This is a genomic window from Anabaena sp. FACHB-595 (genome assembly GCF_048568275.1).
Lineage (GTDB): Bacteria > Cyanobacteriota > Cyanobacteriia > Cyanobacteriales > Nostocaceae > Trichormus.
On sequence record NZ_CP183473.1, the window covers coordinates 2,190,949 to 2,204,859 of the forward strand.

At 44.2% G+C, this 13,911-nt stretch carries 16 protein-coding genes and 1 tRNA gene; 6 read left to right on the forward strand and 11 right to left on the reverse strand.

Annotated features, from left to right (window positions below; genetic code table 11):
- Positions 1-52 precede the first annotated feature (52 nt).
- Together ACN222_RS09045 and ACN222_RS09050 are read left to right on the forward strand one after the other, a co-directional pair.
- Positions 53-1,474, forward strand: a complete 1,422-nt coding sequence (locus ACN222_RS09045) for an NADP-dependent isocitrate dehydrogenase (RefSeq protein WP_010995995.1) — start codon at positions 53-55, stop codon at positions 1,472-1,474.
- A gap of 126 nt (positions 1,475-1,600) precedes the next feature.
- A complete protein-coding gene (locus tag ACN222_RS09050) occupies positions 1,601-1,864 on the forward strand; it encodes a hypothetical protein (RefSeq protein WP_010995996.1) in 264 nt (87 codons plus the stop codon).
- Between the two features lie 3 nt (positions 1,865-1,867).
- Here the strand turns inward: ACN222_RS09050 and ACN222_RS09055 are convergent, their stop codons facing one another.
- The 3 genes from ACN222_RS09055 to nagZ all read right to left on the reverse strand — a co-directional run bounded on the left by ACN222_RS09055 (position 1,868) and on the right by nagZ (position 3,943).
- Positions 1,868-2,263, reverse strand: a complete 396-nt coding sequence (locus tag ACN222_RS09055) for a hypothetical protein (protein ID WP_010995997.1) — start codon at positions 2,261-2,263, stop codon at positions 1,868-1,870.
- 12 nt (positions 2,264-2,275) lie between these two features.
- Positions 2,276-2,584: a hypothetical protein gene (locus ACN222_RS09060; protein ID WP_010995998.1), complete on the reverse strand. Its 309-nt coding sequence runs from the start codon at positions 2,582-2,584 to the stop codon at positions 2,276-2,278.
- Positions 2,585-2,845: 261 nt separating this feature from the next.
- Positions 2,846-3,943 (reverse strand): beta-N-acetylhexosaminidase, encoded by a 1,098-nt coding sequence (gene nagZ, locus ACN222_RS09065; RefSeq protein WP_010995999.1) that lies wholly within the window; start codon positions 3,941-3,943, stop codon positions 2,846-2,848.
- A gap of 295 nt (positions 3,944-4,238) precedes the next feature.
- On the opposite strand from nagZ, the gene pds reads away from it, so the two are divergent.
- The 4 genes from pds (at position 4,239) to ACN222_RS09085 (ending at position 8,507) form a co-directional block, all read left to right on the forward strand.
- Entirely contained in the window at positions 4,239-5,678 is a 1,440-nt protein-coding gene (gene pds / locus ACN222_RS09070; protein ID WP_010996000.1) for a 15-cis-phytoene desaturase, read from the forward strand.
- Positions 5,662-6,594, forward strand: coding sequence for a 15-cis-phytoene synthase CrtB (gene crtB, locus ACN222_RS09075; protein ID WP_010996001.1), 933 nt, complete (start codon positions 5,662-5,664; stop codon positions 6,592-6,594). Before pds ends, crtB begins: the two co-directional genes overlap by 17 nt.
- Before the next feature lie 308 nt (positions 6,595-6,902).
- Positions 6,903-6,994 (forward strand) — tRNA-Ser (locus ACN222_RS09080).
- Between the two features lie 187 nt (positions 6,995-7,181).
- Positions 7,182-8,507 carry an ABC transporter substrate-binding protein gene (locus ACN222_RS09085; protein WP_010996002.1) on the forward strand — a complete coding sequence of 442 codons (1,326 nt, stop codon included), beginning with the start codon at positions 7,182-7,184 and terminating at the stop codon, positions 8,505-8,507.
- Between the two features lie 110 nt (positions 8,508-8,617).
- Here the strand turns inward: ACN222_RS09085 and ACN222_RS09090 are convergent, their stop codons facing one another.
- The 8 genes from ACN222_RS09090 to ACN222_RS09125 form a co-directional block, all read right to left on the reverse strand.
- The gene (locus ACN222_RS09090; protein WP_010996003.1) at positions 8,618-9,439 is read right to left on the reverse strand and encodes a hypothetical protein; all 822 of its coding nucleotides are present in this window, start codon (positions 9,437-9,439) and stop codon (positions 8,618-8,620) included.
- Positions 9,440-9,738: 299 nt separating this feature from the next.
- Positions 9,739-10,401 carry a Na(+)/H(+) antiporter subunit B gene (locus ACN222_RS09095; protein ID WP_010996005.1) on the reverse strand — a complete coding sequence of 221 codons (663 nt, stop codon included), beginning with the start codon at positions 10,399-10,401 and terminating at the stop codon, positions 9,739-9,741.
- The gene (locus tag ACN222_RS09100; RefSeq protein ID WP_044521091.1) at positions 10,398-10,967 is read right to left on the reverse strand and encodes a DUF4040 domain-containing protein; all 570 of its coding nucleotides are present in this window, start codon (positions 10,965-10,967) and stop codon (positions 10,398-10,400) included. The genes ACN222_RS09095 and ACN222_RS09100 overlap by 4 nt, the downstream gene beginning before the upstream one ends.
- Complete coding sequence (locus tag ACN222_RS09105; RefSeq protein WP_096637130.1) at positions 10,960-11,238, reverse strand: monovalent cation/H(+) antiporter subunit G; 279 nt, start codon at positions 11,236-11,238, stop codon at positions 10,960-10,962. Before ACN222_RS09105 ends, ACN222_RS09100 begins: the two co-directional genes overlap by 8 nt.
- Positions 11,235-11,486, reverse strand: coding sequence for a hypothetical protein (locus ACN222_RS09110; protein WP_010996008.1), 252 nt, complete (start codon positions 11,484-11,486; stop codon positions 11,235-11,237). Before ACN222_RS09110 ends, ACN222_RS09105 begins: the two co-directional genes overlap by 4 nt.
- Complete coding sequence (locus ACN222_RS09115; protein WP_010996009.1) at positions 11,483-11,872, reverse strand: Na+/H+ antiporter subunit E; 390 nt, start codon at positions 11,870-11,872, stop codon at positions 11,483-11,485. The genes ACN222_RS09110 and ACN222_RS09115 overlap by 4 nt, the downstream gene beginning before the upstream one ends.
- Positions 11,869-13,296 (reverse strand): cation:proton antiporter, encoded by a 1,428-nt coding sequence (locus tag ACN222_RS09120; protein ID WP_010996010.1) that lies wholly within the window; start codon positions 13,294-13,296, stop codon positions 11,869-11,871. Before ACN222_RS09120 ends, ACN222_RS09115 begins: the two co-directional genes overlap by 4 nt.
- Entirely contained in the window at positions 13,293-13,628 is a 336-nt protein-coding gene (locus ACN222_RS09125) for a cation:proton antiporter subunit C (protein ID WP_010996011.1), read from the reverse strand. Before ACN222_RS09125 ends, ACN222_RS09120 begins: the two co-directional genes overlap by 4 nt.
- Between the last annotated feature and the right edge of the window lie 283 nt (positions 13,629-13,911).

Consider the following 13,911-nt stretch of genomic DNA (forward strand, 5'->3'; position numbering starts at 1 on the left):
CCTCAATCCCCAATCCCCAATACACAACGTATCTTTGTGGAGTGTGTGAAATATGTACAACAAGATTACCCCCCCTACAACCGGAGAAAAAATTACCTTCAAAAATGGTGAGCCGGTTGTGCCTGACAATCCAATTATCCCCTTTATTCGGGGCGATGGAACAGGAATTGATATTTGGCCGGCTACAGAAAAAGTACTAGATGCGGCGGTAGCCAAAGCGTATCAAGGCAAGCGTAAAATTAGCTGGTTTAAGGTTTACGCTGGGGATGAAGCCTGTGATTTATACGGGACTTATCAGTATTTACCAGAGGATACATTAACAGCCATTAGGGAATATGGTGTGGCAATTAAAGGGCCTTTGACTACCCCTGTCGGTGGTGGTATCCGTTCCTTAAATGTGGCACTCAGACAAATTTTTGACCTATATGCCTGTGTACGTCCTTGCCGTTATTATGCAGGTACACCCTCACCCCACAAAAATCCTGAAAAACTTGATGTAATTGTCTATCGGGAAAACACGGAAGATATTTATTTAGGGATTGAGTGGAAACAAGGTAGTGAAATAGGCGATCGCCTCATCTCTATCCTCAACAAAGAACTCATCCCCGCCACCCCAGAACACGGTAAAAAGCAAATCCCCCTCGATTCTGGTATAGGGATCAAACCCATCAGTAAAACAGGTTCCCAGCGCCTAGTACGCCGCGCCATTAAACACGCCCTCACATTACCCAAAGACAAGCAACAAGTGACTTTGGTGCATAAGGGTAACATCATGAAGTACACCGAAGGCGCTTTCCGTGATTGGGGTTACGAATTAGCTACAAGTGAGTTCCGCCAAGAGACTGTCACTGAACGGGAATCTTGGATTTTAAGCAACAAGGAGAAAAACCCGAACATTTCCTTGGAAGACAACGCCCGTCAAATTGACCCTGGTTTTGATGCCCTTACTCCAGAGAAAAAGGCGCAAATTGTCAAGGAAGTAGAAACAGTTCTTAACTCAATTTGGGAAAGCCACGGTAACGGTAAGTGGAAAGAAAAAGTGTTAGTCAATGACCGGATTGCTGACAGTATCTTTCAACAAATCCAAACCAGACCAGATGAGTATTCAATTCTGGCGACAATGAACTTAAACGGCGATTACTTGTCTGATGCGGCGGCTGCTATTGTCGGCGGCTTAGGAATGGGGCCAGGGGCAAATATTGGCGATTCCTGCGCTGTGTTTGAAGCCACTCATGGTACAGCACCTAAACACGCTGGCTTAGACAGAATTAACCCAGGTTCAGTCATTTTATCTGGGGTAATGATGTTGGAGTATATGGGTTGGCAAGAAGCCGCAGACCTAATTAAGAAAGGTTTAAGCGATGCGATCGCTAACAGTCAAGTCACCTATGATTTAGCTAGATTACTCGAACCACCAGTTGAACCTCTAAAATGTTCTGAATTTGCCGACGCAATTATCAAACATTTTGGTTAATTAACCTGAGTTCGGGATAAGGAAAGGGACAGGTAGTAAGCTGAAAATAGTGTTAAACCCAGCAACCTGTCCTACTGATGAAGTGCCATTAACTAAATCTTTGGTTGGGAGTGGTATATAAAGTGTATGCACCAACAAGATACTTCATCCTTTTATGTGCGCGTCCCTGCAAGAGTTTTAGGATGTCTACGTGCTGGTGAGATTACTATTATTCTATTTCCTGGGCATGGGTTAGTGCTAACAGAACCAATCGAAACCTATCTCATTCCTGAAAGCTTGAGAATGCCCAATAGTGAGTTTTATGTGTTGTTCAAACATCCAGGGCGAGAGATGATCCGAATCTTACGACACAACGAATTTTGCCCAGAAATCGATGCAAACAATAAGTGAAGTTTAACTTATTTCAAGCATTGGAGAATCGACATCTAAAAGCCAATTCTCATCAATAAATTCTAGATTTTCATCATAAACAAGAACTAATTCACCAATCTTTTGAGTATGATTATTCTGCGCTTGTATGGCATAAGTACCAAAAGCTCTAAGTGAAAACTTTAGTTGTAAAAAACGTTCAGTGTGAGTAACACCAATAGAACTGCTAACTAATTCCGTTTCTAGGGGACGAGGTAACGTAATTTTTTCATAATATTTATCTTGTTCATCCCAGTAACCGCATACTTTATAATCAGATTGTTCAAGATGTTCTTGAACAAGAATATTACCATCTAAATTTTCTAAGATTTCAGTTAAATCTCGCCAAACTTGATGATTTTTTAATTCGAGTCTTGTCATAGTTATGTGGGTTTAATGTTCTGTTACCAAACCAGGGAAGTGTAATATACCATCAATGAATTTTGCATGAAATCGGCGGTCGCCACCTTTACCTAAGACTTTAGATTTCAAATCGTAACCTGATTCTTGGGAAGCCACCAACCCAACATTACCGCGAAGGGGTACTTGCCCTTTCTCAATGGCTTTTAAATGTTTCCCTTTCTGATCATATTTTAATCCTATTTGTATTTGTTCACTAGCAAACGAAACTAGCAGACCACTGATTGAAACATATACAGTATCAGGTTGAATATCTGTCCAAGTATCTGGTAAGGGTTCCATGAAAATTATACTGAAAATGAAAGCACAATTTATTTGAGTTGAGTAAATCCTTTAAGTAACTACGTTATTTAATTACTCAATATTAATATCCTCAAAGGCTTGTTCTAGAAGTATTCTTAGAATCAACCTAAGAAGCCTAGCCTTCATCTTGACTTGGTTTTACCTTCTTATCTTTAACCCGAACTCAAGTTAATTAGGGTGATTAGTCATTAATCAACAGTTAAAAATGAAGGTTTTTAATCATGGACTATTGACTATTGACTATTGACTATTCTCAAAACAACAGGCGATCGCTAATTCGGCATGACGGACTAAAGTATCTTTATCTAACGCCTGTACAGAATATTCTGGAGTTACTGCCAATAGTCTTTCGATTCTCTCCTTAGCGGACTCTACCACTGACTCAGCCAAGCTACCATCAGTTAAACAATCAGTAAAATCTTCCGCAATTTTATATGTACGCTCGATAGAAGACGCGTGGATATTACGAGAAACAATAAATAAATCACAGCCAGCATTAAAAGCCCGCGCGACTGTACCACTTTGCATAAACATATCTGAAACTGCTTTCATGTCTAAGTCGTCAGATACGACCACACCCTGAAAACCAAGTTCTTTCCGCAATATAGTTTTGAGGATGGGGCGGGATAGGGTAGCTGGTAAATCTGGGTCGATTTTGGGAAATAAAATATGGGCGGTCATAATGAGGGGAATCCCTTCTTCAATCAAAGCTTTGAAGGGAATAAGTTCTCGATTTTGTAATTCCTCTGGAGTCAGGTTGAGAATTGGTAATTCCACATGGGAGTCCTTACTCGTATCACCATGTCCGGGGAAATGTTTGGCGCATCCCACAATTCCAGCTTCTGTCAGTCCCAAATAATATTCCCGCGCACCAGCCGCCGCCGTATCAGGGGTATTACCAAAAGCGCGAGAACCGATAATAGGATTTTGCGGGTGGGAATAAATATCAGCTACAGGCGACCAAGATAAGTTGATGCCCAAAGATTTTAATTCAATTGCCGTGGCTTTTGCTACTTCACGAGCCTGCGATCGCAACAACAACGCCTGAGGAAATCTCGTAATCGGTAAAGGTGTCCTTACAACGCGTCCTCCCTCATGGTCTAAGGTAAAAAACATGGAATCGCGTTCTGCATATTCTTGTATCTGGCTATGTAACTCCTGAAAAGTTTCCAGCCAAACCGCGTAAGGTACACCATCTAAAAAGTTTTTAGCAAAGAATATTACCCCTATTGGTTTCAATTCACCCAAAGCGCGTTTATCTTCATCACTCAAACTAGTACCAGAAATACCCATTATTAAGTGATTTCCAAAGCGTTCTAGTCTCTGCAATGCTGGCATAATGCTTAACCTATAGTTGTGTAGCTAAAGACTGGATTAACAGCATAAATAATCTCAGCCCCTATCCTACACTCTCAATAGAGATAGTTCACATCTGAGCTATTGATAAGAAGCAGGCGGAGGGAAACCGTCCTTGCGACTCCTCTTCCTGCTCCCCTGCTTTTTCATTGTCCCCAGTCCCCTGTATAAACTTTTTTCTAGAAGCGATCGCACAATTACTGCCAAATGTAACGGATTGCAAAGTATAATGAGAACGGCAAAACCATTAAGAAATATTGAAGAACAGTAGGTTTAAATGCGAGTAGCGATCGCTGGCGCTGGTCTAGCAGGACTTTCCTGCGCGAAATATCTCACGGACGCAGGTCACACTCCCATAGTCTTAGAGCGTCGGGACGTATTGGGTGGCCTTGTGGCGGCGTGGAAAGACTCTGACGGCGACTGGTACGAAACCGGGTTACACGCCTTCTTTGGGGCATATCCCAATATGCTGCAATTACTCAAGGAGTTGGGTATTGAAGACCGACTCCAGTGGAAAGAACATACACTGATTTTTAATCAACCAGATAAACCTGGAACACTCTCACGTTTTGATGTTCCGGATATCCCCTCTCCCTTTAACATCATTGCCTCGATCCTTCGCAACAACGATATGTTGACCTGGGAGCAGAAGATTAGGTTCGCCATTGGACTGCTTCCAGCCATAGTTCGAGGACAGAAGTATGTCGAGGAGATGGACAAGTACAGCTTCTCAGATTGGTTGAAAAGGCAAGGTGTGGGTGAGCGGGTAGCAAGTGACGTGTTCATTGCTGCATCTAAGGCCTTAACCTTTATTAATCCTGATGAAGTTTCCTCCACAATTTTATTAACAGCCCTAAATCGCTTTCTGCAAGAGCGATATGGCTCCAAAATAGCCTTTTTGGATGGTTCTCCCACAGAACGGCTGTGTCAACCCATCGTTGATTACATCACCGAACGGGGTGGAGAAGTCAGGCTCAACGCCCCTCTAAAAGAGATTTTGCTCAATCCGGATGGTACAGTAAAAGGGTTCTTGCTGCGCGGGTTAAATGGAGAGCCAGATGAAGTGATTACGGCAGACTTTTACGTGTCAGCTATGGCAGTTGACCCCTTGAAAGTCATGTTGCCACAGCCTTGGCAGCAAATGGAGTTTTTCCAGAAGCTAGAAGGTTTAGAAGGCGTGCCAGTAATTAACCTCCATCTGTGGTTTGATCGGAAATTAACAGACATTGATCACCTGTTGTTTTCGCGATCGCCCCTCCTCAGCGTTTATGCTGATATGAGCAACACTTGTCGTGAATATGCTAATCCCGACCGCTCAATGCTGGAATTAGTTCTAGCTCCTGCCAAAGATTGGATTAGTAAATCCGACGAGGAAATTGTCTCTGCTACTATGGTCGAGTTGGAAAAACTCTTCCCCGACCACTTTAAAGGAGATAATCCAGCAAAATTGCTGAAATCTCACGTCGTAAAAACGCCGCGTTCAGTTTACAAAGCGACTCCTGGTCGTCAACAGTACCGTCCAGCCCAAAAAACCCCCATTGCCAATTTCTTTTTAAGTGGGAGTTACACCATGCAGCGCTATTTAGGCAGTATGGAAGGGGCCGTACTTTCTGGTAAGCTAACAGCGCAGGCGATTTGTGAATCGCTGCCAGAGGACAACACCTCAAACCTGCAAACGCTAACCCGACCGCCTGCAACGAATGCTGCAACTGCCTGATTCCCCCCCGCGCATGAAAACGCTGGTCTCTGTAGACGAGTCATATAAACTTTGTCGGCATCTCACAGCCAAGTATGCCAAAACTTTTTACTTGGGTACATTGCTGATGAGTCCGGCAAAGCGCCAAGCCATCTGGGCAATTTACGCCTGGTGTCGCCGTACAGATGAATTAGTGGACGGGCCCGCATCCGCCATTACTACGCCAGAAACCCTAGACCTATGGGAGCAGCATCTGGAAGCGATGTTTGCGGGACACCCCAAAGAAAATTACGACGTAGCCTTGGTGGACACAATCCAACGCTTTAATCTAGACATTCAGCCCTTTCGGGACATGATTGCCGGACAGCGCATGGACTTACATCGTAGTCGCTACGAAACCTTTGAGGAATTATACCTATACTGTTACCGCGTCGCTGGGACTGTAGGGTTAATGTCAACAGCCGTGATGGAGGTAGACAATACCACCAACACAGCACCTTGGCATCAAAGCAAGCCACTATATATTCCCACACAAGAAGCGATCGCCTTAGGTATTGCCAATCAACTTACCAATATTCTGCGGGATGTTGGTGAAGATGCCAGACGAGGACGAATTTACATTCCTCTGGAAGATTTAGCACGATTTAACTACACCGAGCAAGACTTCTGCAACGGCGTTGTAGATGAGCGCTGGCGCTCCCTCATGCGCTTTCAAATAGAGAGAGCGCGGCAATTCTACGCTGAAGCAGAAAAGGGCATTACTCACCTGGCCCCCGATGCCCGTTGGCCAGTGTGGGCAGCTTCTATGTTATACGGTCAAATTTTAGATGTGATTGAACGCAACGATTATGATGTCTTCAGTCAACGCGCTTACGTCCCCCAATGGAAAAAGTTACGCACCCTACCCATAGCTTGGATGCGATCGCAAGTGTTATAAAAATTAGTCAATAGTCAATAGTTACCAGTGAAATAGTGCGTTCCTGAGCCACCCCCGTGGGCGGGTTTCCCGACTTGAGGGAGTGGCGTGTCGCCTTGCGTCAGAAAACAACTATCGTTTCCCGTTCGCGGTAGCGTCTTCGCAGGAGCAGGGGTTATCCTAAAGTACCTTAAGGGGCAATAGTCCAGAGTAAAAAACCCTTGACTAAAAACCACTAACTACTGACTACTGACTACTGACTACCGACTACCGACAAAAACTATTTGACATCAACAAAAATAGCTGCTAGTATTTATTCTTGTCACCTTGGAGAGGTGGCTGAGTGGTCGAAAGCGGCAGATTGCTAATCTGTTGTACGGCAGGCAACTCCGTACCGAGGGTTCGAATCCCTCCCTCTCCGTTTTTATTGCTTGTCAACAGGATATTAGTGTTAATAGATAACACTAATATTAGGGGTAAGTACTTCTATCTCTAAAGGTGGATGTTATCATTTAACATTTAGAGTCCTGTTAAGATTAAGCTAACTTGAAAATTTAGTTTAAATCTTACTTTTAGGCTCCCGCATCTTTGAGGAGTGAAAGTAATCTATGCAAAGAATTAGTGCTGCCCTCAGTTTAGGTTTAGCTACCTTCACCGCAGGTTTTCTTTTAGCAGCTTGTGAAACAAGTAATACCACACCTAATGGCGCAGCTAACAATGGCGCAACTAGTACCCCAGCCACAGACACCACTGCGACCAGTGGTGGGTCAGGGCTAAAAATTGGTTCTCTCCTGCCAGCAACAGGCGATTTAGCATCTATTGGACAACAAATGGCTGCGGCTGTTCCCTTAGTAGTAGAAACAGTCAACGCTTGCGGCGGTGTGAATGGTCAACCTGTTAGCCTAGTGGCTGTAGACGACCAAACAGACCCGAAAGCAGGCGCGGCTGGTATGACTAAACTAGCAACTGTAGATAAGGTTGCGGGTGTAGTCGGCTCTTTTGCTAGCAGCGTTTCCACAGCTGCCGTCTCCATTGCGGCCCAAAATAAAGTCTTACTAATTTCCCCTGGTAGTACCAGTCCCGTATTTACCGAAAAAGCGCAGAAAGGCGACTTTAATGGCTTTTGGGCGCGGACAGTTCCCCCTGATAGCTATCAAGGCCCAGCCTTAGCCGAACTTGCCAACAAGAAAGGCTTTAAGCGAGTTTCCACCATTGTGATTAACAATGACTATGGAGTGGGTTTTGAAAAAGCATTTGTCCAAGCTTTTGAAAAACTCGGTGGGACTGTAGTTAACAAAAATAATCCTGTACGCTACGACCCCAAAGCAACCACCTTTGAAACCGAAGCGGCGGCGGCCTTTGCTGGTAAGCCAGATGCAGTTCTTGGTGTTTTTTACGTAGAAACAGGTAGCTTACTACTAAAATCAGCCTATCAGCAAGGTGTGGCTCAAGGTGTACAAATCATGCTGACAGATGGCATGAAATCCGATGAGTTTCCGGCGCAAGTCGGTAAAACTGCTGATGGTAAATTTATCGCCTCTGGCATCATTGGCACAGTTCCTGGTTCCGATGGTAAAGGATTAGAAGCCTTAACAAAGCTTTGGCAATCGAAAAAAGGCAGTGCGCCAGGAGAATTCGCACCCCAAGCATGGGACGCGACAGCCTTGTTAGTGTTGGCAGCCCAAGCCGCCAAGGAAAATACTGGTGTGGGTATTGCTGGTAAAATCCGTGATGTATCTAGTGCGCCTGGTGTAGAAGTTACTGATGTTTGTGAAGGGCTAAAGTTACTCCAGGAGGGCAAAGATATCAACTATCAAGGAGCTAGTGGTAACGTTGATATTGATGCAAATGGTGATGTCATCGGTGTCTATGATGTGTGGACAGTAGGCGACGATGGCAAGATTAAGACTATTGACAAAGTGACTCCTAAGTAGTTGAAAGAGGTGGGGATTGGAGGACATTAATCCCAATCCCCCATCCAAGGTAAAAGTCAAAAGAAAAAATCTTTTACTTTTTACTTTTTTATCCCCAATCCCCTATTCAACTAGAAGCCAGAGAAATTATAGCCGACACCTATGAGTAGACCGATATCAGTGCTATCGAAGAAGCCAGCATTGACGGCGGCTGTGGCGGTAAATTGAGCATTTAGTGGCAAGTCAATACCACCGGAGGCTAAAAACCCTACTTGGGATTCATCACCAGTTTTAATGGCTGCACCAATACCGATGTAAGGTGCGATCGCTAGGGGTTCACTAAAAGCGTCTGCGGCTTGTAGGGTAAAATCGTAGGTGATGGGAACTAAAATTGTGGTGTTACTTCCAAACACTGCTGATGGTCTAACGGAGATAGCATTCGTCAACCCGATTTTGCTAATGGCTGCGAAGTTACCATCACTCAGAGATGAGTCATCACCACTTATACCAATATTACCGGCAACACCAATGTAGCTTCTACCGCCACGAGTTGGTCTACCTGGGTCAATATCTGATTGTGCAATTGTGGATGTAGATGATGGTATAGCAGATGGTTGAGCAGAAGGTTCTACATATTCTGGTGCTAGGGTAGCTGATGTAGTAGCTACTGTCCCAGGAACAGGTGTGATGATACGAGTAGCTGTATCCTGTGTATTAACACTGGGAAACTGCTGTGTTTCAGTTGCATTAGATATAGGGTAAGCGATCGCCGAATCTTGATTTTGTGCCTCTGTGTCTGCTGACACGGTTGCAGATGATTCAGTCAACTGTTGACTCTCAGCAGGAATAACTGTTTGAGCCTGAGCAGAGAAACTATTACCAAAAACTGCTAGAGCAGCTAAACCTGGCAACAACAAAAATTCTTTACGAATAAAAATATTGTTCACGTTCACTCCTAAAAAATAGGTTCCACAATAGATAATTCTAGCAATTGCTCTAAATTCCGAGAATTTCTAGTAATAAGAAAACTCTAGCACCAGAAAATCTATTGGCACATCCTTATATAGGTGGAAATAGGGAATCAACGCCGTGTGCAACTTTTTTCAAACCTAACCCCCAACCGCTTCCCTACAAGGGAAGGGGAGCAAGAATTAAAGCTTCTACGCCACTTGCTACAACGGGGGGAACCCGCGCAACGCAGTGGCTCCTCCTTGCAGGGGATGCACATCGGGTGAATCAATAATTTGGTTGCTTACAACAATCCGCGATAACGAATAAACACCAAAATAGCTGCCCAGGAACCCAATGCAACTTTGATTGCTACTAGGATATTCAGTAATGGTATTACCCCACCACTGAAAAGAGCGCCCATCTCTCCGTGGGGTAATTCTAATCCGGACAAAGTTATTACTGCCAGGATGATGAAGACTAAAACTGAAATCTTTTCCCAGGTGGCGGCGTGCCAACGCTTGTAAATCGCTTCCATCCGCTCTGGTGATGAGGTAATGGCTACAAGGCCGATTGCCGTCCCACCGGCCACACCAGCCGCAAAGCCACCACCAGGAGTTAAATGTCCGCGAATAGCCAACTCAATACTCACCAAAGAGGTAATTGTTGCTCCCAAACGCGCTAGCACAATTGATGGTTTATCTGTGAAACGATAGATGGCGCAGGATGGCCTTTCATTAGCCAGCAAGAAATAAGCGCCCATGATGGCGATTGTAAATACTATTACCTCGAATATAGTGTCATACAACCGATTTCTGAGAATGATGACTGTCACGGCATTGGGTATACCACCATCTTTAACTATCGATTCCACGATAGAGAAATCCAGCAGTTTTGGTGCGGAATTCGGCAGGACGAGCATTTTTATATACAGCGCTATCCCGGCGGCAATGTAGATCCATTTCATTTATGCTCCTCCCCTAACTCTGGTGTATTTACGTAGGTGAGGACTGCTGCTGGTGATGCAAGTTCGCTTTGCATGATTTCATAGATGCGTTTCACCCTAATGGCAGTCTGGTAAGAGAGGTCTTCAGACCCGTTGTCATGTTCCAATCTGCTACAGGTTGCATGAACTTCTTTGTCTATGAGCGCCCGTTCCAAAGCTTGGTTATTGGGGTAGGGAACTAGTTCTAGACGCATATAGCGTTTGCCAAAAATTTTGCGTAACTCATCCATTAGTTGCCCAAAACTACTTTCAGCCTCACTTACTGGGTCTTCGATGATACCAAGACGCATAACTAAGGATGAACGAACAGCGATCGCATACAAAGTTATGGCCAACATCGTACCCACTAATGCTTCTGTCAAAGCCACATCTGCCGCACCCAAAAGCGTATAGGCTAAGGCCGCCACTGCTCCCAGGATGCCCCTAATTACCAAGGCATGGTATGGGTTAACTTGTACTATTAGTAGACAAGCAGACAACGGTAGTAAAGCGGTAATGATGTAGATGAAGAGATCGTATTTAGTCATCTTTACCCCCATTACTAGAACAGTATGCTAATACATACCCCAACATTGTGTTCCACATCGCCAAGCAAATGATACCTAGAATGAGCAACGGCCATTCTTTGGGTCTTTGCAAGAGCAACCCAAAGACAATACTAATTGAGCCAAGGGTATCCGATACTGAGAGGGTATGCAGCTTGAATAATAGCGATCGCTTACCCAATAGGAAAGATGTTCCCCAAAACCAGAAGATAATGCCTATAAATATGCAGGTATAACTTAAGACATCTATCATATATCACTCATCCGTTTCAGCACATTTGCCAACAGCATTAATCCAGCATTACCTACACTGAGGATCATCACCCCAACAATGCCGATCATCCAATCATCGCGTAATACGGATACCATCAAGATGAGAACGGCAGATTTGGAGCAGATGCTGGCCAATGCCAACATTTTTTGCCAAATATGCTCATTCTTCCAAGCCTCATAGATAGGTATGAGCAAAGCCAGAATCATTGCTATCAATAACAGGTTCATGGCTTTTTCCTCCGTTGAATCCGGTGTACTTCATACCAGCCATCTTCGTGGTATTTCACAACAATGGTTTTTGGTGTAAAGGTAATGATGAATATATCCAGGAATATGAGTCCGGGTGTCCTTCTGGCGGGGACACGTTCCATAACTATCACTTCTTCATCATGGGGAGTGAGGATGATTTCCAATGCTTCCTTATAGGCAATGGGAAATGCCATGATGCTTTGCCACAAAGCCCGTAACCAATCCTTCAATTTTTCCTGGGTTTTGTCGTTATGTGGCAATAAGAGCGCAATACTCACACCGATGATGATATTTGCCACACTCAGATTGGCAGTGAGCAGGAACCAGATAGCCAATCGCAATAAAACATTTAGATATCCGGTCATGCTAATACCATCCAGAAGAGTAGAACTAACATCAGACTCATGAAACCGACAAGATGCTCAAATTGTTCTAGTACACGGGGGAGTTTAATAGTCAATCTTTGAACAATAAACAAATACACTAGCCAGCCAATGCCGATAATTGCTAGTGCTTTGATGATGTTGTCAACTGTATAAGCGTCATAATAAACGATATTAGCGACGATCAACGCACTGATCAGGAGTATCACTCCAGGCCATAAACCTTGTTTTACCTCACGTTTTCCCCCATGTGGCAAAAATATGAACTTGGCAAACGTTATAGCTGTTCCCAAAGCCGCAACGTTCATAACGATAACTTGCCAAGGTAACAGATTCTTCATTGTCAACAACTTTGCCCCAAAGCCGGAAAACAATGGAAAGCCGGATATGGATAAGCTGCCTATAACTAAAGCAATCCAGACAGAGGTATTTATGGGCTTATTTTTTAACTCCTTAAAGTTTCGGCTTGGTAAGGAGCCTGCTATTAAGAACAGCACTGATTTTACTAAGCCGTGTGTTAGTGCGTAAAAACCAGCAACCTCTGGCGCGGACATAATCCAGCCTAATTGCGAAATCGTACTCCATGCCAGCATACGCTTGGTATCTTTCTCAAAGATTGCATAGCTTACTCCCAGAAGAGCTGTTCCTGCTCCCAAGATTCTAATTACGGGGTCAACCTCGTCTAAAATCAGCGCACAACGTACCAGGGGATAGACGCCAGTTTTGACTACAACCCCCGAAAGCAATGCGGAAACTGGCGTGTCTGATTCGGAGTGGGTTAAGGGTAGCCACAATCCTGATACAAATACCCCACCTTTTACCAGTAGCCCTAAAAATATCAGGGCTAGCGCTTCCGGTGGTGCGCCGCGTAAGGAAGAAAAAGCAAACGAGTGATTGGTTTGATAGGCCAGCACCGCACCTACCAAATAAAACAACATGGCTACGTTGCTGATAAACAGATAGCGCAAGCCTACCCAAATTGATCTGTCCGTTCGAGGATAGGCAATCAAGAGAAACGCCGCAATCCCACTTACCTCTAGCGCTACGTATAAACTGATAAAATCCGTGCAGGCAAAAGCGGCATTAACGCTACCATGTAACATCATGGTTTGGACGTAAAAAAAAGCCGTCTTATCACTTTGCCAACAGTAGAGGATAACGGCGATCGTTACCAGGGCGTTTGTGAGGATAAAGTAGCCCGTTAATTCGTCCAGTGTGAGGGTGACACCGAAGTTATCCAGTAATCTCAGTTCTAGGGGTGACTGAGCCACAAATAACTGGGCTGCGTATCCGGCCGAGGCAAGAGCCGCACCCAGAGCGAGGTATTTGTCAAGTTTGGGAACAAGATAAATGATGAACCCTAGTAAAAACGGTAGTGTAATCCAGGTGAGGGTAATAGTAGTCATGGGGTATTGTTCTTCTCGATTTCGTTGCTTTCCAATGTGGGATTATCCCGTGCCAACTTCATGACACCAACCAGCATTAAGGCTTGAATCGAAAAACCGATAACGATCGCCGTCAATATAACCGCCTGGGGAACCGGATCGGCGTAAGTCCCCTTTTGTTCACTTGCTAAAATTGGTGTGAACAAACCTTCTCTGGAGGCTATCAATACGTAATAGGCGATCACCCCTGTACTCATGACATCCATTGAGATGATCTTCATGACAAGGCTTTTTTTGAGGATAATGCCGAAAAATCCACATAAGATTGTGGCGAATACGCTTGCTTCTAACACAGGAATCGTCTTTTTAGTAAGGGTTAACCGTAGTTATTTGTAAAAAAAATCTATTATTTAAACAAGTTTCACCACAATCAGGGATAAAATTCGGTTACAGCCTTGAAATTGAGTCATTTTCGTAACTTTTCATTAGAAAGGTTGTGGTTGCCATTGAGCAAATTTACATAAGATTTCGGTACACCAATGACCTTTGGTGTCCCTCTGTGGTTCTACTGATGAGTTTACACGGATTTCATATCAAGAATAGGTGGTATCCGGTACCCAAATCAAGAAATTGCCA

Coding starts and splice junctions, on each gene's coding strand:
- nagZ (WP_010995999.1), bottom strand. CDS start 3,943: ATGCCAGCATTGCAGAGACTAGAACGCTTTGGAAATCACTTAATAATG.
- ACN222_RS09115 (WP_010996009.1), bottom strand. CDS start 11,872: ATGACCGGATATCTAAATGTTTTATTGCGATTGGCTATCTGGTTCCTG.
- ACN222_RS09085 (WP_010996002.1), top strand. CDS start 7,182: ATGCAAAGAATTAGTGCTGCCCTCAGTTTAGGTTTAGCTACCTTCACC.
- ACN222_RS09120 (WP_010996010.1), bottom strand. CDS start 13,296: ATGACTACTATTACCCTCACCTGGATTACACTACCGTTTTTACTAGGG.
- ACN222_RS09045 (WP_010995995.1), top strand. CDS start 53: ATGTACAACAAGATTACCCCCCCTACAACCGGAGAAAAAATTACCTTC.
- pds (WP_010996000.1), top strand. CDS start 4,239: ATGCGAGTAGCGATCGCTGGCGCTGGTCTAGCAGGACTTTCCTGCGCG.
- ACN222_RS09105 (WP_096637130.1), bottom strand. CDS start 11,238: ATGATAGATGTCTTAAGTTATACCTGCATATTTATAGGCATTATCTTC.
- ACN222_RS09100 (WP_044521091.1), bottom strand. CDS start 10,967: ATGACTAAATACGATCTCTTCATCTACATCATTACCGCTTTACTACCG.
- ACN222_RS09110 (WP_010996008.1), bottom strand. CDS start 11,486: ATGAACCTGTTATTGATAGCAATGATTCTGGCTTTGCTCATACCTATC.
- ACN222_RS09055 (WP_010995997.1), bottom strand. CDS start 2,263: ATGACAAGACTCGAATTAAAAAATCATCAAGTTTGGCGAGATTTAACT.
- crtB (WP_010996001.1), top strand. CDS start 5,662: ATGCTGCAACTGCCTGATTCCCCCCCGCGCATGAAAACGCTGGTCTCT.
- ACN222_RS09060 (WP_010995998.1), bottom strand. CDS start 2,584: ATGGAACCCTTACCAGATACTTGGACAGATATTCAACCTGATACTGTA.
- ACN222_RS09095 (WP_010996005.1), bottom strand. CDS start 10,401: ATGAAATGGATCTACATTGCCGCCGGGATAGCGCTGTATATAAAAATG.
- ACN222_RS09050 (WP_010995996.1), top strand. CDS start 1,601: ATGCACCAACAAGATACTTCATCCTTTTATGTGCGCGTCCCTGCAAGA.